At 70.9% G+C, this 22216-nt stretch carries 25 protein-coding genes, 1 tRNA gene and 1 pseudogene; 16 read left to right on the top strand and 11 right to left on the bottom strand.

Annotated features, from left to right (window positions below; all coding sequences use genetic code 11):
- Position 1: 1 nt before the first annotated feature.
- The 3 genes and pseudogenes from FHR33_RS40530 to FHR33_RS40525 form a co-directional block, all read right to left on the bottom strand.
- Positions 2 to 841 carry a DUF5685 family protein gene (locus FHR33_RS40530; protein ID WP_281388522.1) on the bottom strand — a complete coding sequence of 280 codons (840 nt, stop codon included), beginning with the start codon at positions 839 to 841 and terminating at the stop codon, positions 2 to 4.
- A gap of 154 nt (positions 842 to 995) precedes the next feature.
- Positions 996 to 1043 (bottom strand): annotated as a pseudogene (locus tag FHR33_RS52170) (hypothetical protein); the annotation flags it as partial.
- 66 nt (positions 1044 to 1109) lie between these two features.
- Positions 1110 to 1850 carry a lysophospholipid acyltransferase family protein gene (locus FHR33_RS40525; protein WP_183659338.1) on the bottom strand — a complete coding sequence of 247 codons (741 nt, stop codon included), beginning with the start codon at positions 1848 to 1850 and terminating at the stop codon, positions 1110 to 1112.
- A gap of 312 nt (positions 1851 to 2162) precedes the next feature.
- Between FHR33_RS40525 and dhaK the strand changes: the two genes are divergently transcribed.
- From dhaK to FHR33_RS40510, 3 genes are read left to right on the top strand one after another with little or no spacing between them, the layout of a single operon-like run.
- Complete coding sequence (dhaK, locus tag FHR33_RS40520) at positions 2163 to 3155, top strand: dihydroxyacetone kinase subunit DhaK (protein ID WP_183659336.1); 993 nt, start codon at positions 2163 to 2165, stop codon at positions 3153 to 3155.
- On the top strand, positions 3156 to 3770 hold the full coding sequence (dhaL, locus tag FHR33_RS40515; RefSeq protein WP_183659334.1) for a dihydroxyacetone kinase subunit DhaL: 615 nt from the start codon (positions 3156 to 3158) through the stop codon (positions 3768 to 3770). It begins immediately after the preceding gene.
- Positions 3767 to 4207 carry a PTS-dependent dihydroxyacetone kinase phosphotransferase subunit DhaM gene (locus FHR33_RS40510; RefSeq protein ID WP_183659332.1) on the top strand — a complete coding sequence of 147 codons (441 nt, stop codon included), beginning with the start codon at positions 3767 to 3769 and terminating at the stop codon, positions 4205 to 4207. The genes dhaL and FHR33_RS40510 overlap by 4 nt, the downstream gene beginning before the upstream one ends.
- On the opposite strand, the gene FHR33_RS40505 is transcribed toward FHR33_RS40510, so the two are convergent.
- A complete protein-coding gene (locus tag FHR33_RS40505) occupies positions 4194 to 5858 on the bottom strand; it encodes a thiamine pyrophosphate-binding protein (RefSeq protein WP_183659330.1) in 1665 nt (554 codons plus the stop codon). The genes FHR33_RS40510 and FHR33_RS40505 overlap by 14 nt on opposite strands.
- Positions 5855 to 6616 (bottom strand): cyclase family protein, encoded by a 762-nt coding sequence (locus FHR33_RS40500; RefSeq protein ID WP_183659328.1) that lies wholly within the window; start codon positions 6614 to 6616, stop codon positions 5855 to 5857. Before FHR33_RS40500 ends, FHR33_RS40505 begins: the two co-directional genes overlap by 4 nt.
- A gap of 120 nt (positions 6617 to 6736) precedes the next feature.
- Between FHR33_RS40500 and FHR33_RS40495 the strand changes: the two genes are divergently transcribed.
- Complete coding sequence (locus tag FHR33_RS40495; RefSeq protein ID WP_312895960.1) at positions 6737 to 7435, top strand: VIT1/CCC1 transporter family protein; 699 nt, start codon at positions 6737 to 6739, stop codon at positions 7433 to 7435.
- A gap of 54 nt (positions 7436 to 7489) precedes the next feature.
- Here FHR33_RS40495 and FHR33_RS40490 read toward each other — a convergent pair whose 3' ends face one another.
- The 4 genes from FHR33_RS40490 to FHR33_RS40475 form a co-directional block, all read right to left on the bottom strand.
- Positions 7490 to 7771, bottom strand: coding sequence for a hypothetical protein (locus tag FHR33_RS40490; RefSeq protein ID WP_183659326.1), 282 nt, complete (start codon positions 7769 to 7771; stop codon positions 7490 to 7492).
- Between the two features lie 123 nt (positions 7772 to 7894).
- Positions 7895 to 8149, bottom strand: a complete 255-nt coding sequence (locus tag FHR33_RS40485; protein WP_183659324.1) for a Smr/MutS family protein — start codon at positions 8147 to 8149, stop codon at positions 7895 to 7897.
- Complete coding sequence (locus FHR33_RS40480) at positions 8146 to 8739, bottom strand: Rv1352/Rv1906c domain-containing protein (RefSeq protein ID WP_183659323.1); 594 nt, start codon at positions 8737 to 8739, stop codon at positions 8146 to 8148. The genes FHR33_RS40485 and FHR33_RS40480 overlap by 4 nt, the downstream gene beginning before the upstream one ends.
- A 32-nt stretch (positions 8740 to 8771) precedes the next feature.
- Positions 8772 to 9200: a CBS domain-containing protein gene (locus tag FHR33_RS40475; RefSeq protein ID WP_183659321.1), complete on the bottom strand. Its 429-nt coding sequence runs from the start codon at positions 9198 to 9200 to the stop codon at positions 8772 to 8774.
- Between the two features lie 145 nt (positions 9201 to 9345).
- On the opposite strand from FHR33_RS40475, the gene FHR33_RS40470 reads away from it, so the two are divergent.
- Both FHR33_RS40470 and FHR33_RS40465 read left to right on the top strand, forming a co-directional pair.
- Positions 9346 to 10743: an aminopeptidase P family protein gene (locus FHR33_RS40470; RefSeq protein ID WP_183659319.1), complete on the top strand. Its 1398-nt coding sequence runs from the start codon at positions 9346 to 9348 to the stop codon at positions 10741 to 10743.
- Positions 10744 to 10782: 39 nt separating this feature from the next.
- Positions 10783 to 10856 (top strand) — tRNA-Met (locus FHR33_RS40465).
- A 53-nt stretch (positions 10857 to 10909) separates the two neighbouring features.
- Here the strand turns inward: FHR33_RS40465 and FHR33_RS40460 are convergent.
- Positions 10910 to 11575, bottom strand: coding sequence for an SDR family NAD(P)-dependent oxidoreductase (locus FHR33_RS40460; protein WP_183659317.1), 666 nt, complete (start codon positions 11573 to 11575; stop codon positions 10910 to 10912).
- Positions 11576 to 11744: 169 nt separating this feature from the next.
- Between FHR33_RS40460 and FHR33_RS40455 the strand changes: the two genes are divergently transcribed.
- The 9 genes from FHR33_RS40455 (at position 11745) to FHR33_RS40415 (ending at position 20905) form a co-directional block, all read left to right on the top strand.
- The gene (locus tag FHR33_RS40455) at positions 11745 to 12536 is read left to right on the top strand and encodes an MlaE family ABC transporter permease (RefSeq protein ID WP_183659315.1); all 792 of its coding nucleotides are present in this window, start codon (positions 11745 to 11747) and stop codon (positions 12534 to 12536) included.
- A complete protein-coding gene (locus tag FHR33_RS40450; protein ID WP_183659313.1) occupies positions 12536 to 13390 on the top strand; it encodes an ABC transporter permease in 855 nt (284 codons plus the stop codon). The genes FHR33_RS40455 and FHR33_RS40450 overlap by 1 nt, the downstream gene beginning before the upstream one ends.
- Positions 13391 to 13393: 3 nt before the next feature.
- Entirely contained in the window at positions 13394 to 14413 is a 1020-nt protein-coding gene (locus tag FHR33_RS40445) for an MlaD family protein (protein ID WP_183659311.1), read from the top strand.
- A 1-nt stretch (position 14414) separates the two neighbouring features.
- Complete coding sequence (locus tag FHR33_RS40440; RefSeq protein WP_183659309.1) at positions 14415 to 15473, top strand: MCE family protein; 1059 nt, start codon at positions 14415 to 14417, stop codon at positions 15471 to 15473.
- Positions 15470 to 16498, top strand: coding sequence for an MCE family protein (locus tag FHR33_RS40435; protein ID WP_246452330.1), 1029 nt, complete (start codon positions 15470 to 15472; stop codon positions 16496 to 16498). The genes FHR33_RS40440 and FHR33_RS40435 overlap by 4 nt, the downstream gene beginning before the upstream one ends.
- Positions 16499 to 16593: 95 nt before the next feature.
- Positions 16594 to 17619 (top strand): MCE family protein, encoded by a 1026-nt coding sequence (locus tag FHR33_RS40430; protein WP_312895959.1) that lies wholly within the window; start codon positions 16594 to 16596, stop codon positions 17617 to 17619.
- Positions 17616 to 18644 carry an MCE family protein gene (locus tag FHR33_RS40425; RefSeq protein ID WP_183659305.1) on the top strand — a complete coding sequence of 343 codons (1029 nt, stop codon included), beginning with the start codon at positions 17616 to 17618 and terminating at the stop codon, positions 18642 to 18644. The genes FHR33_RS40430 and FHR33_RS40425 overlap by 4 nt, the downstream gene beginning before the upstream one ends.
- Positions 18641 to 20002 (top strand): MlaD family protein, encoded by a 1362-nt coding sequence (locus FHR33_RS40420; protein ID WP_183659303.1) that lies wholly within the window; start codon positions 18641 to 18643, stop codon positions 20000 to 20002. The genes FHR33_RS40425 and FHR33_RS40420 overlap by 4 nt, the downstream gene beginning before the upstream one ends.
- 3 nt (positions 20003 to 20005) lie before the next feature.
- Positions 20006 to 20905 (top strand): hypothetical protein, encoded by a 900-nt coding sequence (locus FHR33_RS40415; protein ID WP_183659301.1) that lies wholly within the window; start codon positions 20006 to 20008, stop codon positions 20903 to 20905.
- Here FHR33_RS40415 and FHR33_RS40410 read toward each other — a convergent pair.
- Positions 20902 to 21534, bottom strand: a complete 633-nt coding sequence (locus tag FHR33_RS40410; protein ID WP_183659299.1) for a L,D-transpeptidase family protein — start codon at positions 21532 to 21534, stop codon at positions 20902 to 20904. The genes FHR33_RS40415 and FHR33_RS40410 overlap by 4 nt on opposite strands.
- 67 nt (positions 21535 to 21601) lie before the next feature.
- Between FHR33_RS40410 and FHR33_RS40405 the strand changes: the two genes are divergently transcribed.
- The gene (locus FHR33_RS40405; protein WP_183659297.1) at positions 21602 to 22213 is read left to right on the top strand and encodes a 4'-phosphopantetheinyl transferase family protein; all 612 of its coding nucleotides are present in this window, start codon (positions 21602 to 21604) and stop codon (positions 22211 to 22213) included.
- Positions 22214 to 22216: the final 3 nt, after the last annotated feature.

The following is a 22216-nucleotide window of genomic DNA, read 5'->3' as shown; positions in this document are numbered from 1 at the left end:
GCTAGCAGTCGCACCCGCAGCCCTCGCAGCAGCAGCCGTCACCGCAGCACGAGCAGCACTCACCGCAGTTGCTGCAGTTGCCGCAGGCGTCGCAGCCGCTGCAGTCGAAGCGCGAGCAGCAGCTCTTGTCGTGCTCCTCGTCCCATTCCGGGCGGTAGATGCCGCAGGTGCAGCAGCTCAGCGACGTGCACGCCAGCGACAGGAGCCCTCCGGGATCGGCGGGCCGCTTCGTGGTGCGCTCGGGGCTTTCCTGCTCGCTCTGCGCGAAGGCCCGGCTGACGGCATGGCCGAGCTCTCGCACCAGCAGCGCCCTGGTCAGGGCGCGCCGCTCCAGGTCCAGTTCGTCCACGGCCATGCGCAGCCCGAGCAGCGCGTCGTCGCAGCGGCGCCTGGCGGTCGCCAGGTCGGTCCCGGTGGCCGTGAGAGGGTTGTAGGCGCCCGCCGCCCGGTCGCGGGGCAGATCCTCCACCGCGTCGAGCAGGTGGGCCAGGCGGCCGAAGAAGCGGCCCGCCTCCTCCAGCGCCGGCCGGTTGTGAGGCTTGCACGCAAGCGTCGCGGTGTACCCGAACGCGGCGGCGACCGCCTCCTCGGTGGGCGCGGTCAGCTCCAGCAGGCCTAAGCCGGGCAGGCGTTCCAGCCTGGCCTGCTCCTCCACCGCGCGGGTGAGCGGGGCGGGGTCGAAGCCGAGCTCCTGCGCCGTACGGCCGCCGGCGCTCGACCATCGCGTGGCCACGCGCTCGGCCGCCGCCGCGACCAGGCGCCGGCGGTAGAGGCCGTCGCCGTCCGCGACGTGGTCTCGCGCCTTGCCCGCTGCCAGGACCAGCGAGACCGACGCGGCCAGCCGTGCGCCCTGGTCCTGGACGACGTCGGCGCCCCTGAAACCGCGCAGCGCGCACGCGGGCCGCGCGCCTGCGGGGCGCGGCGGAGGGGGTCTGCGCCTCGGTCAGGACCGAGACCAGCAGACCGTCGTAGTTGGTGACGAGCCTGGACAGGTGGCCGTGCTCGTCGCGCAGCGCCAGGCACAGGCCGCACAGATGGGCCATCCACTCGCCGAACAGCCCGCCGCACAGCGCGTGACGGCACGGCCTGACGATTCCGAACACCGCGCTCTAGTCCTTACGGCGCTCGGCCTCGGCGGCGTCCATGGCGGCGGCCTCCTCAGGCGTGGGGGCGGTGCCGCCGAGATGGGCCGGCTGCCACCACACGCCCTGCGGGATCTCGGGATAGGTGCGCTGCGCCCTGTCGAGCAGGCCGGACACCCTGGTGTGCAGCTCGCTGGTCAGCTCGCCCATGTCGTCGCCGCGCTTGGGGTAGAGCGGCTCGCCCACCAGGATCGTGATCGGCACGTGCCGCTGGGTGAGCTGCTTGGGCCTGCCCTTGGTCCACAGCCGCTGGCTGCCCCACAGCGCCATGGGGATCAGCGGCACCTTGGTGGCCTGCGCCATGCGGATGGCGCCGTTCTTGATGTCCTTGACCGTGAACGACCTGCTGATCGTCGCCTCGGCGAACACGCCGATGACCTCGCCCGCCTTCAGCATGCGCAGGGCGGTGGCGTAGGAGCCTGCGCCGGCGCCGCGGTCGACGGGGATGTGGTGCATGCCGCGCATGAGCGGACCGGAGATCCGGTGCTTGAAGACCTCCTCCTTCGCCATGAAGCGCACCAGCCGCTTGGACGGCAGCGCGCCCAGACCGGCGAAGATGAAGTCGAGATAGCTGATGTGATTGCTGACCAGCACGGCTCCGCCTGAGCGCGGAATGTGCTCGGTCCCTTCCATATGGAAGCGGTAGTCCATGATCCGGAAGAGGGTCCGTGCGGTGGCGATCACCGGCGGGTACACGATCTCAGCCATGTGCAGAAGGTAACGCACTCGTCGAGCGCTCAGAACAGGAGGAACTCCTCGCCCTCGGGCTCGGCCCTGACCACGGAAGGCCGCCGGAGATCTCCACCGGCCCCGCGCCGGCGTCGGCGAGCCTGCCGGCCGTCCACCGCAGCGGGCGGACATCCGCATGTCTGGACAATGCCGAGATGTCCAGGTCAGGATTGCGGTATTCGGGGCGCTTGCGCGCGCATGAGGGCGTAGACAGGGAAGGGGTCGGCGTCGATCGCGGGCCTGGAAGCCCAGATCGCTTGTTCCGATGGGAAAACGGGCAGGAGCATGCGCATGAAGAAGCTCATCAACGACGCCGAGTCCGTGGTCGCCGATGCGCTGACAGGTCTGGCCGCGGCCCATCCCGCCCTGCGGGTGGACGTGGAGGCGCGAGTGGTCTGGCGCGCCGACGCGCCCCGCGTGGGCAAGGTGGCACTGGTGTCGGGGGGCGGCTCCGGTCACGAGCCGCTGCACGCGGGTTTCGTGGGGTACGGCATGCTCGACGCCGCCTGCCCTGGAGAGATCTTCACCTCCCCCGTGCCCGACCAGGTCGTGGCGGCGACCGAACGGGTCGACGGAGGAGCGGGCGTGCTCCACGTCATCAAGAACTACACCGGCGACGTCATGAACTTCGAGCTGGCCGCCGAGCTGTGCGCCCAACAGGGCATGGCGGTGGCGAGCGTGCTGGTCGACGACGACGTGGCCGTCCAGGACTCCCTCTACACGGCGGGGCGCAGGGGCACCGGCGCGACGCTGTTCGTGGAGAAGATCGCCGGAGCGGTGGCGGAGGCGGGCGCGCCGCTGGCGGAGGCGACCAGGGTGGCGGGGGCGGTGGTGGCGCGCAGCCGTTCGTTCGGCATCGCGCTGACCTCCTGCGCCGTGCCCGCCGCGGGCAAGCCCACGTTCGACCTTCCCGAGACGGAGGTCGAGCTGGGCATCGGCATCCACGGCGAGCCAGGCCGCACCCGCGCGCCCCTCGCCTCCGCCCGCGACCTGGCGGCCGTCGCCATGGACGCCGTCCACGGGGACCTGCCGCTGGCCGGTGATCTGCTGGTCATGGTGAACGGCATGGGCGGCACCCCGCTCATCGAGCTGTACATCGCCTTCGCCGAGGTCGAGGCCTACATCAGGGGGAAGGGAGCGCGCGTGGCCAGGTCGCTGGTCGGCAACTATGTGACGAGCCTGGACATGCAGGGCTTCTCCGTCACCGTGTGCCAGCTCGACGACGAGCTCACCGAGCTCTGGGACGCGCCCGTGCAGACCCCCTCGCTGCGCTGGGGGCGGTGAATGGACGTCACGTTCTTCACCGCGTGGATCCAGGAGATCATCCGCGTGCTGTCGATCAACCGCGACCTGCTGACCAGGCTCGACGCCGCGATCGGCGACGCCGACCACGGCACCAACCTCGACCGCGGCTTCACCTCGGTGCGGCAGGCGCTCTCCGACACCCCGCCCGACACCCCCGGACAGCTGCTCACGCTCGTGGGCAACACGCTGATCCGCAGGGTCGGCGGCGCTTCGGGCCCGCTGTACGGCTCGCTGTTCCGCCAGCTCGGCAAGTCCCTCGGCGACGCCCCAGAGGTGTCGCTCGACGACCTGGCCGCCGCTTTCGCCACCGGGCTGGAGTCGGTGACGCGCCTGGGCAAGGCCGCCGAGGGGGACAAGACGATGGTCGACGCGCTCGCCCCCGCGGCGCGCACGCTGTCGTCGGCCGCCCGCGAGGGACTCAAGCCAGGCGAGGCGTTCGGCAGGGCGGCGGCCGCCGCGGCCGAGGGCGCCAAGGCGACGATCCCGCTGCAGGCCCGCAAGGGCAGGGCAAGCTATCTCGGCCCGCGCAGTGTCGGGCACGAGGACCCGGGCGCCGCCTCCGCCGCGCTCATCCTGTCGGCCCTGCACCCATGACCACGACGCCCGGCGGGGCAGGAGGAAGCGGGGTGGTGGGGGTCGTGCTGGTGTCGCACAGCGCCGCCCTCGCTGGTGAGGCGGCCCGCCTCGCGCTCGGGATCGCCGGGGCCGGCGCCAGGGTGGCGGCGGCGGGCGGCACCGAGGACGGCGCCCTCGGCACCAGCGTCGACCTCGTCGAGCGGGCGATCGCGGAGGTGGACCAGGGCGCGGGCGTGATCCTCATCCCCGACCTGGGCAGCTCCGTGCTGACCGCCCGCCTGCTGGAGGAGCCAGGGCAGGTGGTGCTCGCCGACGTGCCGTTCGTCGAGGGCGCGGTCGCGGCCGCCGTCACCGCCGCCACGGGCGCGCCGCTGGAGCGGGTGCTGGCCTCCGCGGAGGAGGCACGCGGCTATCGCAAAGGTGTAGGCGGCTCGCGCCACGTCAGTGACCCCTGAAGGCCTCCTCCAGCCACCAGGAGCCGCGCCCGCCTCCCACCTTGGCGTGCACCAGCAGCGGCCTGTCCCTCGGCCCCGCCAGCCACGAGGCCACCGCGTCCAGGTCGGCCCGCTGCGTCACCGTCACCGCGGCGCAGCCGTACCCGCGGGCGATCCGCGCCAGATCCGCGGGAGGGAAGGTGACGGTGTCCATCGGGTGCCCCGAGGGCCCGAAGTGGTGCACCTCCGCCCCGTAGGCCTCGTCGTCGTAGACGACGATCACCATCGGCAGGCCGAGCCGCACCACGGTCTCCAGCTCGGCGATCCCCATCAGCGCGCCGCCGTCGCCGAGCGCCGCGACGGGCAGCCTGTCGGGCAGCGCCACGGCCGCGCCGATCGCGCTGGCCAGGCCGAGCCCGACCGACTGGAAGGCCTGCGTGAAGCAGAAGCCGCGCTCGTCGGGCACGTCCAGGAACATCGCCGGATAGCCCATGAAGTTGCCCGAGTCGGTGGCGACGACGCGGGCGGGCGGCAGCAGGTCGTCCAGGGCGATGGTGAGCGTCCTGGGGTCGATCCTGCCCTCCCCCGTCTCCTCCTCGTACGGCACGTCGCGCCATCGCACCTGCGCCGCGATGCGCCCGGCCAGCTCGGGCGTGCGGTACCCCTGGGCGGGCGGGCCTTCGAGGGCGGCCTCGACCGCTCGCGCCACCCACGCGGTGTCTCCGACGACGCCCAGCTCGACCGGCCGGTGCGCGCCGATGGCAGCGGGGTCGAGATCCACCTGGACGAGCCTGGTGTGCCGACCGATCAGCCTGCCGTGTCTGGTCGTCCACATGTTGAGCGCGCAGCCCCAGCCGACCAGCACGTCCGCGCCGGCGATCAGCTCGGCGGCCAGCGGGGAGGAGAAGCCTCCGCTGACGTCGAGGTCCCATGGGCTGCCTCTGAACAGGCCCTTGGCGACCGCCGAGGTGGCCAGCAGCGCTCCTGCCCTGTCGGCGAGGGCGCGGAGCTCGTCGCCCGCGTGCCTGGCACCGCGTCCGGCCACGAACACCGGCCGCCGCGCGCCTTCGAGCAGCCGCGCCAGCCGTACGGCGTCGGCGCCGGGCGCGGGCCCCTCCACGGGGACGGACGAGGCGAGGCGGGCGCTCTCGACGACCAGCCGCCACGCCTCGCTCCACACCTCGCCCTCGCCCGCGACCTCGTTCTGCACGTCGAGAGGCAGGTTGAGCAGCACGGTCGCGCCGGCGCGGGCGGCGCGGAAGGCCCCGACGGCGTCCTCGACGGCGGTCGCGGCCGAGCCGACCCTGAGCGCGACCGCGCCCACGGCCCGCGCCATCGCGTCCTGGTCGATGTGGAAGTTGGAGCGCGCCTGCGTCGCCTCCCCCGCCAGCACGATCAGCGGCGTGCGGCTCTTGGCGGCCTCGGCCAGGCCGGTCATCGCGTTGGTCAGCCCGGGGCCCTGGTGCACGGACACGACGCCGACCTTGCCGCTCATGCGGGCGTAGGCGTCGGCCATGGTGGCGGCGCCGCCCTCGTGGCGGGCGGCGACGTAGCGCGCGCCGTTCGCCACGAGGGCGTTGGTGACGTGGAAGTTGCCGCTGCCCACCACGCCGAAGACCGTCTCGACGCCGAGCTCTGCCAGCACCCGCCCGACCAGCGTGGCGACGTTCACCGTTCGACCAGGGCCAGCACCCTCACCGGACTGCCCGAGCCGCCCACGATGGGCAGCGGAGGGGCGAGCACGACCGCGCCCGTGGGTGGCAGCTGGGCGAGGTTGCGCAGCTGGGTCAGGCCGTACTTGCCAGCTCCCAGCAGGAAGGAGTGGCAGGGGAAGGCCGGGTCGAAGGAGTGCGCCGCGCCCGCGTCCGTGCCGACGGTCTCCACGCCGACGCCCATGATGGGCCTCTCCTCGGCCAGCCAGCGCGCGCACTCGACGGAGATTCCCGGCGAGTGGCCCTGGTTGAGGAAGTCGGCGGCGTCGTCCGACCTGGCGTCCCAGCCGGTGCGGTAGAGCAGCCAGCCGCCCTCGGGCAGCGCCCCGTTGACCCGCTCCCACTCGCGTACGTGCTCGATCTGGAGCAGGAAGTCGGGGTCCTCGGCCGCCTCGGCGGAGTAGTCGAGCACGACGGCGGGGGCGATCAGGCTCCGCAGGGGGACCTGGGAGACGTCCTGGCCCTCGCGGGCGGTCACCCAGTGGACCGGCGCGTCGAAGTGGGTGCCCGTGTGCTCGGAGGTGTGGATGTCGTTCCAGTACCACGCGGGGCCGCGGTCGTCGTAGCGGCTGATCTCCTCCAGGCGGAAGGGGGAGGCGTTCCCGAACGGCTCGGGCAGCTGGAGGATCGGCGTCCGGTCGGACAGCGGCGCGGTCAGGTCGATGATCTCGACGGCGCCGGCGCGGACGCTTGCCAGGAGACTTCTCAGGATCGACATGGACGCATCATCGCATTGACATCGCGAGACTCCTTGATGAAGCATCTGGTGTTTCGCGACAGATGTGACGTATGGGGGTCGAACGTGACGAGTGCGACATGCGGCGTGAGGACGTAGCACGTGCCGGCCGAACTGCACAAGCATCACCGTGACGTCACCGGGGGCTGGCTGCGCCCCGCCGTCTTCGGCGTGATGGACGGGCTGGTCTCCAACGCCGCGCTGCTGGCAGGCGTGGTGGGCGGCGGCGCCTCCCCCACGGCCGTCGCGGTCACGGGCCTCGCGGGGCTGGCCGCGGGGGCCTTCTCGATGGCGACGGGCGAGTACACCTCCGTCGCCTCCCAACGCGAGCTGACCTTGGCCGAGATCGCCGTGGAGCGCAAGGAGATCGCCCGCAACCCGGAGGCGGAGGAGCGCGAGCTCGCCCTCGTCTACGAGTCGCGAGGGCTCACCCCGGAGCTGGCCAGGCAGGTGGCGGGCCAGCTCCACAGGGACGGCGAGGTGGCCTGGCGGGTGCACGCCCGCGAGGAGCTCGGCGTCGACCCCGACGACCTGCCCTCCCCTTGGGTGGCGGCGGGCTCGTCGTTCCTGGCCTTCGCCGTCGGGGCGCTGATCCCCGTCCTGCCGTTCCTGCTCGGCTTCTCCTCGGTGGTGGTGGCGATCGTGCTGACCGGGCTGGCGCTGTTCGGCACGGGAGCGCTGGTCGCCCGGCTGACCACCAGGTCGCCGCTGTTCGGCGGCGCCCGCCAGCTGGCGCTCGGCGCCGCGGCGGCGGCCGTCACCTACGGCATCGGCACCCTGGTGGGCGCGGCGATCTCCTGACCCCGCCCGCCAGGAGCTGCTTGCGCCAGAAGTGATCAAGCGCAAGTGTGGAGCTCACTTGCTTCCCTCGATGATCGCCGGCATCGGTGTCCCGTCGGGCTGCCAGGTCTCCAGGAAGGATGGCTGGCGGCTCAGATCCACCAGTTCGATGTGGGCACCGATGGAGTCGAGGTGGTGGTAGGCGAACGAGCGGCCGTAGGGGCACCCGGAGAAGGTTTCGGGGAAGCCGCTGCCGGTGAGCCTGGTGGTGCCGGCGGCGAGGTCGGAGGTCCAGTATCCGAGGTGCCTCGGGCACGACGATCCCGGCTTCTCCCTCCGGACCTGCACCCATCTCATACCCAACGCCACTGAGCGCGCTCGACGTGCAATGGATGTGTTCTTCGCTGACGGTGGGTGTGCCCCACCTGTGCCCCAATGAAGATCACGAAGTACACCGGCGCAGGCCGAGGGTAGGAACTGCTACTTGTGCTTGAAGTAGACGAACAGGCGGCCGTGGTTCTTGGCGTCCTTGTCGATGCGGTGGTAGAGCGCCTTGATCTCCTTCTGGTCGAGGAAGCGCAGCACCTTCTTCTTCAGCTGCCCGCTGCCCTTCCCCGGGATGATCTCCACCTCGGTGGCCTTCGTCCTGATCGCCTCGTCGATGATGCCGCGAAGCGCGCGGTCGATCTGGTCGCCCTTGTTGTAGATGTCGTGCAGGTCGAGCTTGAGTTTCACTGTCTCACCCATGGTTTGCAGCCCCCGCTCTGGAAGGCCTTGTCGGTTGCCTCGATCGTGACCGTGGCGGGTCCTGAGGGCAGGCCGCTGGTGATCACCTCGCTCGGGTCGCCACCCGTGCCCTTCAGTCTGGCCCAGTAGCACAGCGGCATGCCCGGAGAGGGGCCGTCGGTCCTGTAGGTGCCGGGTTGGATGTCGGCGCCCACCACCTGGATGCCGATGCCGGGAGGCAGCCCGCCCTCGGGCGGCTGCCCGCCGGTAGGCTGCCCAGCTGAAGGTTGCCCGGCCGAAGGCTCACCCGCGGGAGGAGTCGTCGCAGGAGTCGCGCTGCCGAGCGGCGGCTGGCTCGCGTCGGACGGCTGGCTCGCCTGCCCCGTGGGGGCGCCCGCCTCCGGCGCGCTCTCCGTGGGGCTCTCCATGGTCACCGTCATCTCGGGCGGCGAGTACGGCGAAGCCGTCGTCGGCTCCGCCGAGCCCAGGCCGGTGAGGAAGCCGATGAGGAAGCCCACGATCGCCGCAAGCCCCGAGGCCAGCAGGATCAGCGTGGGGCTGCTCGACGCGCGCGGTGGCGGGGGGTGGCCGTACGTCACGGGGACAAGCGTGCCATGTCCCCCGCCTCCGGTCAGCGGTGCAGATAGTCGACGAGTGACGCCTTCTCGGTCTCGAGCTCCTCGATGGCGCTCTTCACCACGTCCCCGATGCTGACGATGCCCACCAGGCGGCCGGAGTCGATCACGGGCACGTGCCTGATGCGGTGCGTCGTCATCGTCCTGCGCAGGTCGTCGACGTTGGCGTCGGGCGCGCAGGTGCGCACCTCGGACGTCATGATCTCCGCGACCGTGGCGTCGAGGACGCCCGCGCCCCTGTCGTTGAGCTTGCGCACCACGTCGCGCTCCGACACGATGCCGGCGATCGTCGAGCCGTCGTCGGAGACGACGACCGCGCCGATGTTGTGCTCGGCGAGACTGGCCAGCAGCTCCCGCACGGTGGCGTCAGGGCGAACCGTCGCCACTTCCGATCCCTTGTTCCGCAGGATCGTCCCGATCAGCATGGACCACCACCTTGGCTGTAGGTACATGTGACCTGCCCTTCTCATGCGGGGCCCAATCACGAGCGGCACTGATTTTCCGGTTAGGGTGCTGGAGGACGCGAGAGCCGTACCATGTGAAATACCACTACCTAGTCCAGGGATCCGCATGTCCGAGAAGCTGAACACCGGCAGCCACGACCTGCCCATCACCGACGCGCTGGCCGCCTTCATGGAGACCGGCTGGGCCGACACCAGGCACACCGGCCTGGAAGCGCTGTCCGTCGCGCCCTGGACGGCCAAGCGGCGCGCGGCGCTGGCCGCCCGCTTCCCCGGCGAGCGGCTGGTGATCCCCTCGGGCTCGCTGAAGGCGCGCAGCAACGACAGCGACTACCGCTTCAGGACGCACAGCGCCTTCGCCTACCTGACGGGCGACACCGAGCCCGACGACGTGCTGGTGATCGAGCCGAGCGGGGAGGCGGTGCTCTACCTGCGCCCGCGCTCGCCGCGCGCGGGCAGCCAGGAGTTCTACCGCGACAGGCGCTACGGCGAGTTCTGGGTGGGCCGCCGTCCGGACCTGGACGAGGCGCAGCAGCTCTACCGGATCGAGTGCGCGCACATCGGCAGGCTCTCGCTCGACGGGCCCGCGAGGGTGCTGCGCGGGGTGGACGCCTCCGTCGACGCCGCGGTCGAGCGCGGTCAGGGAGACGCGGAGCTGGAGACGTTCCTGTCGGAGATGCGGCTGCTCAAGGACGAATGGGAGATCGCCGAGCTGCAGTTCGCCGTCGACGCGACCAGCAGGGGCTTCGAGGACGTGGTGCGCGCCGTGCCGGAGGCGCTGGGCCAGGTACGCGGCGAGCGCTACCTGGAGGGCGTCTTCGGGCTGCGGGCGCGGCTCGAGGGCAACGCGGTCGGCTACGACAGCATCGTCGCCTCCGGCGCGCACGCCAACGTGCTGCACTGGATCCGCAACGACGGCCGCCTGTCCTCGCGCGACCTGCTGCTCCTGGACGCCGGCATCGAGACCGACTCGCTCTACACCGCCGACATCACCAGGACGCTGCCGCTGTCGGGCCGGTTCAGCCCTGTGCAGCGGCAGGTGTACGAGCTGGTCTACGAGGCGCAGAGCGCGGCCATCGAGACGCTGAGGCCCGGCGCCCGCTTCCGCGACTTCCACCTCGCGGCGATGCGGGTGATCTGCGAGGGGCTGCACGCGTGGGGCGTGCTCAAGGACTCCCCCTCGTCGCTGATGGACAGCGGCCTCTACCGCCGCTACACCGTCTGCAGCAGCGGCCACATGCTCGGCCTCGACGTGCACGACTGCGCCAAGGCCAGGGCGGAGAGCTACCTGGACGGCGTGCTCGAGGAGGGCCAGGTGCTGACCGTCGAGCCCGGCCTCTACCTGCAGTCCGACGACCTCACGCTGCCCGGGGAGTTCCGCGGCATCGGCGTGCGGATCGAGGACGACCTGGTCATCACCTCCGACGGCGCCAGGCTCATGTCGGCGGGCCTGCCCCGCCACCCCGACGAGGTCGAGGGGTGGATGGCCGCGCTGCTGTCGAGCTGACACGAGCACTCCCCGCGTACGGTAGAGTTTGTTTCACGACGCGGGGTAGAGCAGCTCGGTAGCTCGTTGGGCTCATAACCCAAAGGTCGCAGGTTCAAATCCTGTCCCCGCTACTCGCGAAGCCCGGCCGTCCATCTGGACGGCCGGGCTTCTGGTTTCTCCGGGGTCAGCGCGGGGTGGGCAGGACGGCCAGCTCGCAGGCGTAGGAGTCCGGCGGCGCCGCCAGCACCCAGGTGATCATCGACGCGAGCGTCTCGGGCTGGATGCAGGCCTCGGGCTCGTGCGGCCTGCCGAGGCCCGCCCTGGTCTTTCGCAGCCTCTCGGTCGCCGTGCCCGCCGGATAGACCGTCGTCACCCGCACCCCGTTGGCCGCCTCCTCCTGCCGCAGCGAGTCCGCCAGCTCGCGCAGCGCCGCCTTGCTGCCCACGAAGGCCGACCACCTGGGGACGGCCCGCATCCCCGGCGAGGCGTTGACCAGGATCACGTGCCCGCGCGAGCGCCGCAGCGCCGGGAGGGTCAGCCTGATCAGCTCGGCCGCGGAGGCCACGTTCACCGCGAAGGTCCGCTCCCACGTCTCGGGACCGGCGTCCGCGACGGCGGCGATCGGCGAGATCCCGGCGCAGTGGATCAGCGCGTCCAGCTCCGCCACCTCGCCCAGCGCGGCCGCCAGCGTTCCCGGCCGGGCGAGATCCATCTCGACCGTCCGCACGCCGCCCGTGCTCCCCGCCGGACCGCGCCCCGCGGCCACGACCCGACGACCCGCCTTGACCAGCGCCTCGACCAGCGGCCCGCCGATTCCGCCGGTCGCCCCTGTCACAAGAACCTCTCCCATGATCGCCAAGCTCCCACCAGCAGGTCACAGGCCCGTCACATTTCGTGGCGGGCTGACAACCTGTGAGCTGCGTCTCATACCTTTTCCTCAAATTCGCTGGGAAGCATCGACTTACTGGACTACCCGTCAGTAAGGTGACTGATCCATAGTCGAGCCTTACGAGGTGGTCATGGCGCTGACCGGGTACGTGGGCCGTAAGGCCGGAGGCGTGCTGGGCCAGGTGGGCGAGCTGTTCGTGATCGTCCTCGAGGGCCTGCGCCGTACCTGGGACATCAGGACCTGGTGGTGGGAGTTCGTCGCCCAGTGCTGGTTCCTGGCCCGCGTGACCAGCGTCCCCGTGCTCCTGGTCTCCCTGCCTCTCGGCGCCACCGTGGCCCTCCAGGTGGGCGAGCTGGCCTGGCAGCTCGGCGCCTCCTCGGCGACAGGCAGCGCGGTCTTCGTGGGCCTGGTGCGCGAGGTCGCGCCGATGGCCAGCGCGCTGCTCATCGCGGGCGCGGGCGGCAGCGCCATGACCTCCGACATCGGCGCCCGCCACATCCGCGACGAACTGGCCGCGATGGAGGTCATGGCGGTCAACCCGATCCACCGCCTGGTCACCCCGCGCATGTGGGCGGCCAGCACGGTGGCGGTGTGCCTGGCCCCGCTGGTGATCGTGGCGGGCGCGGCGGGCGGCTACTTCTTCAACGTGATCATCCAGGGCGTCACCCCCGGGGCCTACTTCGACGGCGCGCTGTCGCTGGTGGTGACCACGGACCTCATCGTGACGCTGTTCAAGGCGTGGATCTTCGGCTTCATCGCCGCGGCCGTCTCCTGCTACATGGGCATGACCTGCGCCACCAGCCCCGTGGGCGTGGGCCGCGCGGTGAACAAGGCCACCGTCGTGACGTTCATGCTGGTCTTCGCGATGAACTACGTGATCACCGCGATCTACTTCCTCGCCTTCCCGCCGAAGGTGCTGTGATGGCCACCCGTACGGCGGGCCTCAGGCTGGCGGGGGCGGGCAGGGAGTGGGGCGAGCGCTTCGCGGGCCTCGCCGACTGGCCGCTGTTCATCTGGAAGGTGCTGTTCTACTCCGTCCGCGACGTCATCCTGCGCCTGAAGTACTTCAAGGTCGTCATGCGGCAGGTCAGCGACGTCGTCGTCGGCGTGGGCGCGACCGTCGTGGGCGGCGGCATGATCTTCGTGGTGTTCACGATGGCCTTCGTCGTGGGCGCGACCGTGGGCCTGCAGGGTTACCAGGGCCTGCAGGCGATCGGCGCCGAATCGTTCATGGGCCTGGTCGGCAGCTTCGCCAACGTCCGCGAGATCACCCCGATCATCGCCGCCGTCGCGCTGGCGGCGCAGGTCGGCTCGTCCTTCACCGCCGAGCTCGGCGCGATGCGCATCTCGGAGGAGATCGACGCGCTGGAGGTGATGGGCATCAACGCCTTCACCTACCTCATCTGCACCCGGGTGGTGGCCGCGCTCATCGCGCTGCTGCCGATCTACCTGATCGCGCTGTTCGCCAGCTTCTTCGCCACCAGGCTGATGTGCACGATGCTGTTCGGGATGGCGCCGGGCGTCTACGACTACTACTTCTACATCGGCCTGCCGGTCAGCGACATCGTCTACAGCGTGATCAAGGTCGCGGTCTTCGCCTTCGTGGTCATCGTCATCCACTGCTACTACGGCTTCTACGCCACCGGCGGTCCCGTCGGCGTGGGCGTGGCCGCGGGGCGCGCGATCCGCCAGTCGATCGTCACGATCGTCCTGCTCAACCTGCTGCTGTCGTTCCTGTTCTGGGGGGACGGCAGCGGCGTGAAGCTGACGGGGTGAGGCGTGGGCCGTAACGAGCTGTCCCTTCCTGTCCGCATGGCCGTCGCGCTGGCCGTCGTGCTGCTGCTGGTCGCCACCGGCTTCTTCCTCGTGCGCAGCGTCACCGAGGTGAGCGGCACCAGGATCCAGGCGGTGTTCGACAGGGCGGGCCAGGGTCTGGACACCAACTCCCCCGTCAAGATCCGCGGCATCACCGTGGGCGACGTGTCGGAGGTGGGCCTCGACCCCCGGGGCAGAGCGGTCATCACCATGCACATCCAGCCGGGTGTGCGGCTGCCGCAGACGACGGTCGCCTCCATCGAGCCGACCTCGGTGTTCGGGCCCAAGTTCATCGACCTGCGGCCGGGCTCGGGCGAGGCGCGCGGCCCCTACCTCGGGGCGGGCGCGATCATCACCGACACCGAGGAGGCGCTGGACCTGTCCGACTCGCTCGGCGCCGCCTACAGGGGCCTGGACGCGGTGGACCCGCGCGAGGTCACCGTCATCGTGCACACGATCGCCAAGGGGCTGGAGGGCAGGGGCGCCACGATGCGGGAGCTGATCGACGACGCCGGCACCGTGGTCGGAGTCGCGCACAGGCACCGCGAGCGCGCCAGGCGCTTCCTCGGCGACGCCGCCGCCCTGTCGGCCAGCCTCGCCGACAAGGGCGACGAGATCGTCTCGATCGCCTCCGACGTCAACACCATCACCCCCGACCTGCTCGAACGGGCCGAGAAGGTGCGCGTCCTGCTCGACCAGATCACCGACATCTCCGAGCTGAGCGCCCACGGCCTGCGCAAGCACCGCCACAACCTGCGGGAGGGCGTCCACTCGGCCGAGCGGGTGGCCGCGCTCATCTACGCGCAGCTGGGCCTGGCGGGCGACGGCGTGCGCGGGGTGACCAAGCTGGTCGACCTGCTCAACAAGCTCATCGAGACCCCAGGACCCGACGGCAGCCGCCAGTTGCAGGTGGAGGCGTTCGTCGCGACCGACATCTGCGAGCTCATCGTCGGCGCCTGCGGCCCCACCGACGGGAGGAGATGAGATGGCCGTCTCCAGGGAGCGCGTGGCGCGCCGCTGGACGCTGCTGCGCTTCGGCCTGTTCTTCGCCGTCACCGCCTCGCTGATCGTCTTCCTCGGCCTGCAGATCGCCAGGGTCAGCACCGGCGCCGGATACGCCCTCGTGGCCACCTTCGACGACGTCTCGGGGCTGATGGAGGGCGACCAGGTCAAGATCGCCGGTGCTCCCGTCGGCCAGGTGCGCTCCATCGAGGTCGTGAACGGCAGGGCGGAGGTGACGCTGGAGGTCCAGGAGGCGGTGCGGATCCCCTCCGACAGCGAGGCCGCGATCAGGTGGCGCAACGCCGTCGGCCAGCGCGTGGTCTACCTGCTGCCGGGAAGCGCCCCCGACAAGCTCGCGCCGGGCGCCCGCATCGCCAGGACGGCCTCCGTCGTCGACATCGGCGAGCTAGTGAGCGATCTGGGGCCGCTGACCAGGAGCCTCGACCCCGAACAGATCAACCAGCTGCTCACGGCGGCGGGCAGGGCGCTGGAGGGCAACGACAAGAACATCCCGCGCCTGCTCGACAACGTCAACGACATCACCGGCACGGTCAACCAGCGCAAGGAGCTCATCAGGCAGCTGCTCAAGGACTACGGCACGGTGACGGAGGTGGTCGCCAGGCGCGACAAGCAGATCGCCCAGCTGGTGGACAACCTCGTCACGCTGTCGGAGTCGTTCGCCGACAACCGCAAACTCGTCGACGACTCGCTCGTGGAGCTGTCGGCCACCTTCGACGTCGCCGACCAGGTGCTCGGCAGGAACGCCGACGAGCTCGGCAGGGTCACCGACGGCCTGGCCAGGCTCACCGGCGGCGTCAGGCGCAACGTCGACAGGATCGACAAGACGGTGAACACGATCCGGCCGCTGTTCAGCAGGGCCTACTCCAGCGTCAACCGCGGCCACTACTTCATCTCGGCCGTCCCGTGCCTGGCGCTGGGACCCTCGCCGTGCCCCTACCCCATGGAGTCGCCGCCGCCGTTGCGCGAGAGCCTGAAGGTCCAGAGCTCCAAGGACCTGCGCAGGCTCATGGTGGGTGAATGATGCCGCTGAAGTCCTTTCGCGACCGCAACAGGATCGTCGTGGGCCTCGTCTCCCTCGGCGTCCTCGGCTCGCTGTTCGTGGGCACGTTCCTGATCGGCACCCTCGGCCTGTTCGAGGGCGGCTACCACATGTCGGGGATCTTCGTCGACTCCGGCGGGCTGAGGACGGGCAACGACGTGCGGGTGGCGGGCGTGCGCGTGGGCGAGGTGACCGAGGTACGGCCCGACTACGCGCAGGGCCACGTGGTCGTCACGTGGAAGGTCGAGAGCGAGGTACGGCTGGGCCGTCAGACCAGGGCCGACATCACCCTCTCCAACCTGCTGGGCGGCCGCTACGTCAAGCTGACGGGGCCGGTGGCGGCGCCGTACATCGACCAGCTCCCCGAGGGGCAGCGGATGATCCCCGTCGAGCGCACGGGGACCCCCGTCCTGATCAACGACGCGCTCAAGGACGCGACCCGGCTGGTGAACAAGCTCGACACCAAGGCGGTCGACAAGCTGCTCACCGAGCTGGGGAAGGTGGACCTGGGCAAGCGGGGGCGCGTGACGCGGCTGCTGAAGAACATCGGCGAACTGTCCGACACGATCAGCAAGAGCGAGCCCGACCTGCAGAAGCTGCTCGACAACGGCTCCAGGATCATGGACGTCCTGGAGAAGAAGGACAAGCAGATCGGGCGGCTCATCGACGCCATCGAGATCATGCTGGACGAGCTGCGCTCGCGCCGCAACGAGCTGCGCACCCTCCTCGGATCGGGCAGCGACCTGGTCTCCAGCACCACCGAACTCATCGTGGAGCACGAGAAGAGCCTGGTGGACACGCTCGACAACACCAGCGCGATCACCACGAAGCTGACGGGCAGCAGGGAGGAGTTCAACGCGGTCCTGGGCTGGGCGGGGCCCACGTTCGCGGGGCTTGCCACGATGGGCGGCCAGGGGCCGTGGATCGAGGCCATCGCCACGGGGCTCGGGCCGATCAACCCTGAGGTGCTGGCCGCGATCGCCAAGGACAGGAAGAACGACCGATGACCCCTCCGCGACCCGACGCCACCGACCCTCCCTGCGCCCCGTCCCGCCGGACGACCGCGTGGCTCAGAGGGGCCACACGAGCGCGGGGTGGGGCGGTGCGGCGGGCGGTGGGGGTGCTGCTCGTGATCGCCGTGCTCGCCGCCACCGGCGGGTGCTCGCTGCTCGGCCCCGCCCCCTACCGCCTCACCGCGATCTTCACCAAGGCGCCCAGCCTCTACGAGCAGGCCAAGATCAAGGTCATGGGCCTCGACGCGGGCACCGTCGAGAAGATCACCATCGAAGGCGACAGGGTCCGCGTCGACCTGGCCGTCTACCCGGAGATCCCCCTGCCCGCCGACGTCAAGGCCGTCGTCGCCCCGCAGAACACCCTCGGTGAGCGCAACGTCGTCCTCTACCCGCCGTGGAAGCCGGGCCAGCCGAAGATCGCCCCCGGCGCCGTCATCCCCCTGGGACGCACCGACCTGCCCGTCGAGATCGACGACGCCCTCGACGCCTTCACCAGGCTGACCGACGCCCTCGACTCCGACCAGCTCGGCGACGTGGCCGGCGACCTCGCCGACGGGGTGAGAGGCAGGGGCAAGACGATCAACAACGCGCTCGCCGACACCGCCAGGCTCACCGACACCCTCGCCGCCCAGGACCAGCAGCTCATCGACCTGGCCAAGGGTCTCAACAGGCTCGCCACCAGCCTCAACAGGCGCGAGGGCCAGGTCACCAAGACGATCGACGCCTTCGCCGAGGCCAGCGCCACGCTGGCGGAGGAGCGCCGGCGGCTGCGCGGGTTCATCTCCGGCATGGCCCAGTTCGTACGGCGCGGCGACGTGCTCATCGAGGCCTACCAGGAGCGCCTCCCCCAAGGCGTGGCCACGCTGTCGGAGATGGTCCTCACCGTGCGCGCCAACAGCGAGCAGATGGCCCAGACGATCAAGGGTGCCGCCGACTTCGCCGATGTGATCATCGACGCCTGGGACAAGGAGCAGCACGTGCTCAAGATCAGGGTGGTGCTCAACGCGATGACCCGCGCGTGGCTGGCCCCGCTGTTCGACTCGCTCAACCTGCCCAGGCTGAAGTGCCTGGGCGGCGGCCTGAGCAACTGCCCCTACGAGCGGGAGCGGCGATGAGAGCCGCACACGCCGCCCTCGCCCTGGTCATGGCCACCTCGGGCTGCACGCTGCAGACGGTGGGCGCGACACAGGGCGAGCTGACGCTGTCGGCGACCTTCTCCGACGTGCAGAGCCTGGTGGTGGGCCACAGCGTGCAGATCTCCGACGTGCGGGTGGGCAGCGTGACCGACGTGCGGCTCGAGGGCTACAGGGCCAGGGTGACGATGGCCATCCAGCAGGACAAGCGCGTCCCCGCCGGCACCAGCGCGACGGTGGCCAAGACCTCGATCCTGGGCGAGAACTACGTCCTGCTCACCCTGCCCAAGGGCAAGGACCTGGCCACGGGGCCGTTCCTGCCGGACGGCGCGACGATCACCGACACCAGCGTCGAACCCGACATCGAGCAGGTCACCGCGAAGGCGGGCCCGCTGATCGAGGCGCTCGGCGCGCAGGACGTCAACGCCATCCTGGAGGCCGCCTCCACCGCCTTCGCGGGCAAGGGCGGCGACGTCAACACGCTGATCAGGCAGACCGCGCAGGTCACCGACAGCTACGCGGCCGCCAGGGCGGAGATCGCGGGCACCATAGACGGCCTGGCCAAGCTCGGCGACCGGCTCGCCAAGGGCAGCAAGGACCTCGACAGGCTGCCCGGCACGCTCGTCGCCGCGACGGAGCGGGTGAAGCACGGCCGCAAGCACATCAAGAAGGCGATCGTCGCGCTCACGAAGCTGGCCAAGGAGGCGAATGTCACGGTCTACCCCCGTCACGCGGCCAGGCTGCGTACGCTGCTGCGTGAGCTGGACGCCATCAGCGTGTCGATGCTGCGCGGCAAGGAGGACCTGAAGACGCTGGTCACCAGAATGCAGGCCTACATCGACCTCCCCCCGATCACGGTCAACGGCCAGGTGCTCATCTACATCTGGCTGAAGGGCCTGCTGCTGCCGGAGAACAGGGGCCTCATCCCGAACAGGCCTGACGTCGATCCAGGTCCGCAGCCCAACCGCAGGGACGACTTCCGCCTGCTCTGGGAGCCGCCGCGATGAGGCCCCGCATCTATCTCAACCTCGTCTTCTTCGCCCTGCTCGGCGTCGTGATGACGATCTGGGCGTTCACCACGATCATCAAGCTCGACGTGATCTCCCAGCCCTACCGGGTCTCGGCCGAGTTCGCCTCCTCCCCCGGTCTGGTGCGCGGCTTCGACGTCGCCTACCTGGGCGTCCGCGTCGGCAGGATCGGCGACGTACGGCTGGCGCCTGGCAAGGTCGTCGTCGGGCTCGACCTCGACAGGGAGGTCAGGTTGCCCAAGGCCAGCACGGCCGAGGTGCGCCGCAAGTCGGCCATCGGCGAGCCGTACGTGGAGCTCTCCCCGCCCGAGAAGGGCGTGAACGGGCCCTTCCTCGCCCCCGGCGACATAATCCCGCTGACCAGCACCACGGTGCCGCTCGACTACAAGAAGCTGTTCGAGGGCGTGGGCAAGCTGCTCAACGCGGTGCCGCCCAAGGACGCCAAGACGATCACCCACGAGCTGGCGGTCGCGCTCGACGGCCGCGCGCCCTCGATCAGGGGCATCATCGACGACGCGCACGACCTCACCGACACCCTCGCCGACAACTCCAGGACCCTCGACGAGCTGGCGGTGCAGCTGACCCGGCTCACCGGCACGCTGGCGGGGCGCAGGGACAAGCTGGCGGCGGGCATCACCGACCTGTCGTCGGTGACGGGCTCGCTGCGTGAGTCGCGCAAGGAGCTCAACGCCTTCCTCGACCACGGACCCGGGGTCTTCGGACAGATCGACACGCTGATCAGGACGGCGAGACCGGGGCTGTCCTGCGCGCTGACGGCCGCGGGACTTCCGCACAGGCCCGCCTTCTCGTCCGAGACCGAGCGGAACACCCACCACCTGCTCAGCGTGGTGCCGACCGCGCTCAGCCTGGCCGACGACATCAGCGACAAGCGGCCCGACGGCACGGTGTACGGCAGGACCACCTTCGTCTTCAGCGTGCCAGGCGGCCCTCAGCCGGCTGAGGAGTACGAGGGCCCGATCGGGCCGCCGAAGATGGCGCCGCTGCTGGAGTGCCCGAAGCACGCCCCTGTGCGCACGGTCGACTTCGAGGCCGACAGGGGCCCGCACCCCGCGGACGCGCCCGACCCCGATGACCCCGCGGCCACCGCCGACCGCGAGGATCCCGAGGCGGCCGCTGAGCCCGACGACGCCTCCTCCGACAAGGAGGCGCAGGCGGCCACGCCGGGCGCCGACGCCACGACGTCCGCCTCGGCCTCGGGCACGCCCCAAGACCTCACGCCGCTCGTCATCGCCATCCTCCTGGCCGTCGTCGTCAGCGGCGGCGTGCTGGGCTGGATCGCGGTGGGGCGCTCCTCCCGCCGCCGTGGAACGGAGTAACACATGACCACCGAACAGGGCCTCGTCGAGGACACCACCCTCGCAGCCGAGCCGAAGCCCGACACCAAACCCGAGCCCGAGCCCGAGACCCGGGCCGAGACCGAGCCCGAGCCCGAGACCCGGGCCGAGACCGAGTCCGTGCCTGAGACCCGGGCCGAGGAGCAGGCCGAAGCTCGGGCGAAGGAGCGGGCGGACGAGCGCGCCGAGGAACCGGCGAAGGACCAGGCGCAGGCTCGAGCGGAGGAGCGGGCCGAGGCTCAGGCTCGAGCGGAGGAGCAGGCGCAGGCTCGAGCGGAGGAGCAGGCCGAGGCGTCCGAGGCCGAGGGCGGCGCCGGCCGTACCGTCGGGGCGAAGGGGGCGCGCTGGCGGGGGGTGGCGGTGGGGGCGGTGCTGGCGCTGGTCCTGGCCGCCACCGGCGGCGCGGCCGTCGTGCAGTGGCTCACCGCCGACCGCCTGCAGGGGCAGCTCGCCCCGCTGGAGCACGACCGTCAGCTGCGTCTGGAGGTGTCAGGCGCGGCAGGCGCCTTCGCCACCACCCTGCTCAGCTACGACTACAAGGACCTGCAGACCACCCGCGGCCAGGTCATCGCGATGACGGCGGGCGACTTCCTCGCCACCTACGACGAGGCGTTCGGCGGCCCGATGGAGCAGGTGATCATCAAGCTGGAGGCGGTCTCCAAGGCGACGGTCCGCGAGGTCTACCTGTCGGAGGTCGACGAGGTGAGCGCCAAGGCGCTGATCTCGGTCGACCAGCAGGTCACCAGCAAGGAGGCGGTGCGCAACGTCCTCGGCACCCACCTCAAGCTCGTCATGATCAAGCAGAAGGGCGTCTGGAAGGTCAGCGACGTGACCGTGCTCGGCGCCGCCAAGGAGACCGAGACCAAGCTCGGCAAGGACGACTAGAACACCACGACCCTGCCGCCGACCGGCATCCGCCTGTCGCGCCACAGGTGGTCCATGGCCGCGTTGCTCACCCTGACGCAACCGTGCGAGGCGGGATAGGGCGGGATCGAGGCCGATCCGTGGACGGCGATGCCGCCGACGAAGTACTTGGGCCGGTAGAGCGAGCCGAGCTCGGCCCTGCGGATCCCGTCGATCTGCCTGGTGACCCTGAACGCGCCCGCAGGGGTGGGGGTGGCGGAGGAGCCGGTGGAGGCGTTGACCACCAGCTGCACCTGACCGTCGCGGGTGACCATGAGCAGCTGGCGCCTGAGGTCGACCTGCACCTGACGTCCTGGCAGGGTGCGCGGCCTGGGGAGGACGCCCTTGCTCGCCGCCTGCCTGGTGCGCCGGTCGAAGACGCCCGTGCGCTCGATGCCCGCCGCCTTCTGCAGCGCGTAGACGGCCTGGACGGTGAGCGGGCCGTAGGTCCCTCCCCTCGCGCCCACGAAGTAGCCGAGCTCGTGCAGCCTGTCCTGCATCTGCCGTACCCCGGCGCCCGAGTCGCCCGCCTTCAGCTCGGCCAGTGCGGGCCCCGCGCAGAGCACAGCGAGAGCCGCGCCCAGCGGCACCGCTTTCCCCAAGACACTCATGATCCGCCCATGCCCTGACAAGTTCGATGATGACCTCTAATCTGGGCAAATGCATGATCCAGTCGCTATGGGGGGCAAGGTTGACGAGGTCGGCGGCTCGCAGGAGTGGCTGACCGGCGTCGAGCGGGAGCGGGCCGCCAGGTTCCTGCGCGAGGCCGACCGCGCGGCGTTCGTCGCCGCCCACCTGCTCGTACGGCACTGCGCCGCCGCCTACCTCGGCCTGCCACCCGAGAAGGTCACACTGCTGCAGCACTGCGAGGTGCATGGCCAGGGGCACGGCAGGCCGTACCTGGAGCAGGCGCCCGAGCTGGGCGTCAGCCTCAGCCACACGCGCGGCTACGTGTGCGCGGCCGTCGGCCACGGCAGGGTCGGCGTGGACGCCGAGCTGGTGCCCCCCGGGCCGCTGGACGAGGGCCTGGCGGGTCAGGCGCTGACCGCGGGCGAGCGGGCCACGGTCACGGACAACGCCGGGCTGATCAGGCTGTGGGCGCGCAAGGAGGCGCTGATCAAGCGCGGCGAGCTGACCCTCGACCGGCTGCGCGAGGTGGACCTCGCGCAGGTGGGAGAGGGGCCCAGGTTCGAGTGGCAGGGCCGTCACTTCCTGGAGCTGACGACCGCCGAGGGGGTGCTTGTGACGATTGTCACCGACCGTTTTGCCAGGTGGGCGACGGTAGGATAAAGG

This window comes from Nonomuraea dietziae (assembly GCF_014195505.1).
In the GTDB taxonomy this organism is placed as follows: domain Bacteria; phylum Actinomycetota; class Actinomycetes; order Streptosporangiales; family Streptosporangiaceae; genus Nonomuraea; species Nonomuraea roseola.
The sequence above is the reverse complement of the archived record's forward strand: the minus strand, read 5'-3'. Positions and strand labels throughout refer to the sequence as shown.

Coding starts and splice junctions, on each gene's coding strand:
- FHR33_RS40525 (WP_183659338.1), bottom strand. CDS start 1,850: ATGGCTGAGATCGTGTACCCGCCGGTGATCGCCACCGCACGGACCCTC.
- dhaK (WP_183659336.1), top strand. CDS start 2,163: ATGAAGAAGCTCATCAACGACGCCGAGTCCGTGGTCGCCGATGCGCTG.
- dhaL (WP_183659334.1), top strand. CDS start 3,156: ATGGACGTCACGTTCTTCACCGCGTGGATCCAGGAGATCATCCGCGTG.
- FHR33_RS40510 (WP_183659332.1), top strand. CDS start 3,767: ATGACCACGACGCCCGGCGGGGCAGGAGGAAGCGGGGTGGTGGGGGTC.
- FHR33_RS40500 (WP_183659328.1), bottom strand. CDS start 6,616: ATGTCGATCCTGAGAAGTCTCCTGGCAAGCGTCCGCGCCGGCGCCGTC.
- FHR33_RS40490 (WP_183659326.1), bottom strand. CDS start 7,771: ATGAGATGGGTGCAGGTCCGGAGGGAGAAGCCGGGATCGTCGTGCCCG.
- FHR33_RS40475 (WP_183659321.1), bottom strand. CDS start 9,200: ATGCTGATCGGGACGATCCTGCGGAACAAGGGATCGGAAGTGGCGACG.
- FHR33_RS40470 (WP_183659319.1), top strand. CDS start 9,346: ATGTCCGAGAAGCTGAACACCGGCAGCCACGACCTGCCCATCACCGAC.
- FHR33_RS40460 (WP_183659317.1), bottom strand. CDS start 11,575: ATGGGAGAGGTTCTTGTGACAGGGGCGACCGGCGGAATCGGCGGGCCG.
- FHR33_RS40455 (WP_183659315.1), top strand. CDS start 11,745: ATGGCGCTGACCGGGTACGTGGGCCGTAAGGCCGGAGGCGTGCTGGGC.
- FHR33_RS40450 (WP_183659313.1), top strand. CDS start 12,536: ATGGCCACCCGTACGGCGGGCCTCAGGCTGGCGGGGGCGGGCAGGGAG.
- FHR33_RS40440 (WP_183659309.1), top strand. CDS start 14,415: ATGGCCGTCTCCAGGGAGCGCGTGGCGCGCCGCTGGACGCTGCTGCGC.
- FHR33_RS40435 (WP_246452330.1), top strand. CDS start 15,470: ATGATGCCGCTGAAGTCCTTTCGCGACCGCAACAGGATCGTCGTGGGC.
- FHR33_RS40425 (WP_183659305.1), top strand. CDS start 17,616: ATGAGAGCCGCACACGCCGCCCTCGCCCTGGTCATGGCCACCTCGGGC.
- FHR33_RS40420 (WP_183659303.1), top strand. CDS start 18,641: ATGAGGCCCCGCATCTATCTCAACCTCGTCTTCTTCGCCCTGCTCGGC.
- FHR33_RS40415 (WP_183659301.1), top strand. CDS start 20,006: ATGACCACCGAACAGGGCCTCGTCGAGGACACCACCCTCGCAGCCGAG.
- FHR33_RS40410 (WP_183659299.1), bottom strand. CDS start 21,534: ATGAGTGTCTTGGGGAAAGCGGTGCCGCTGGGCGCGGCTCTCGCTGTG.
- FHR33_RS40405 (WP_183659297.1), top strand. CDS start 21,602: ATGGGGGGCAAGGTTGACGAGGTCGGCGGCTCGCAGGAGTGGCTGACC.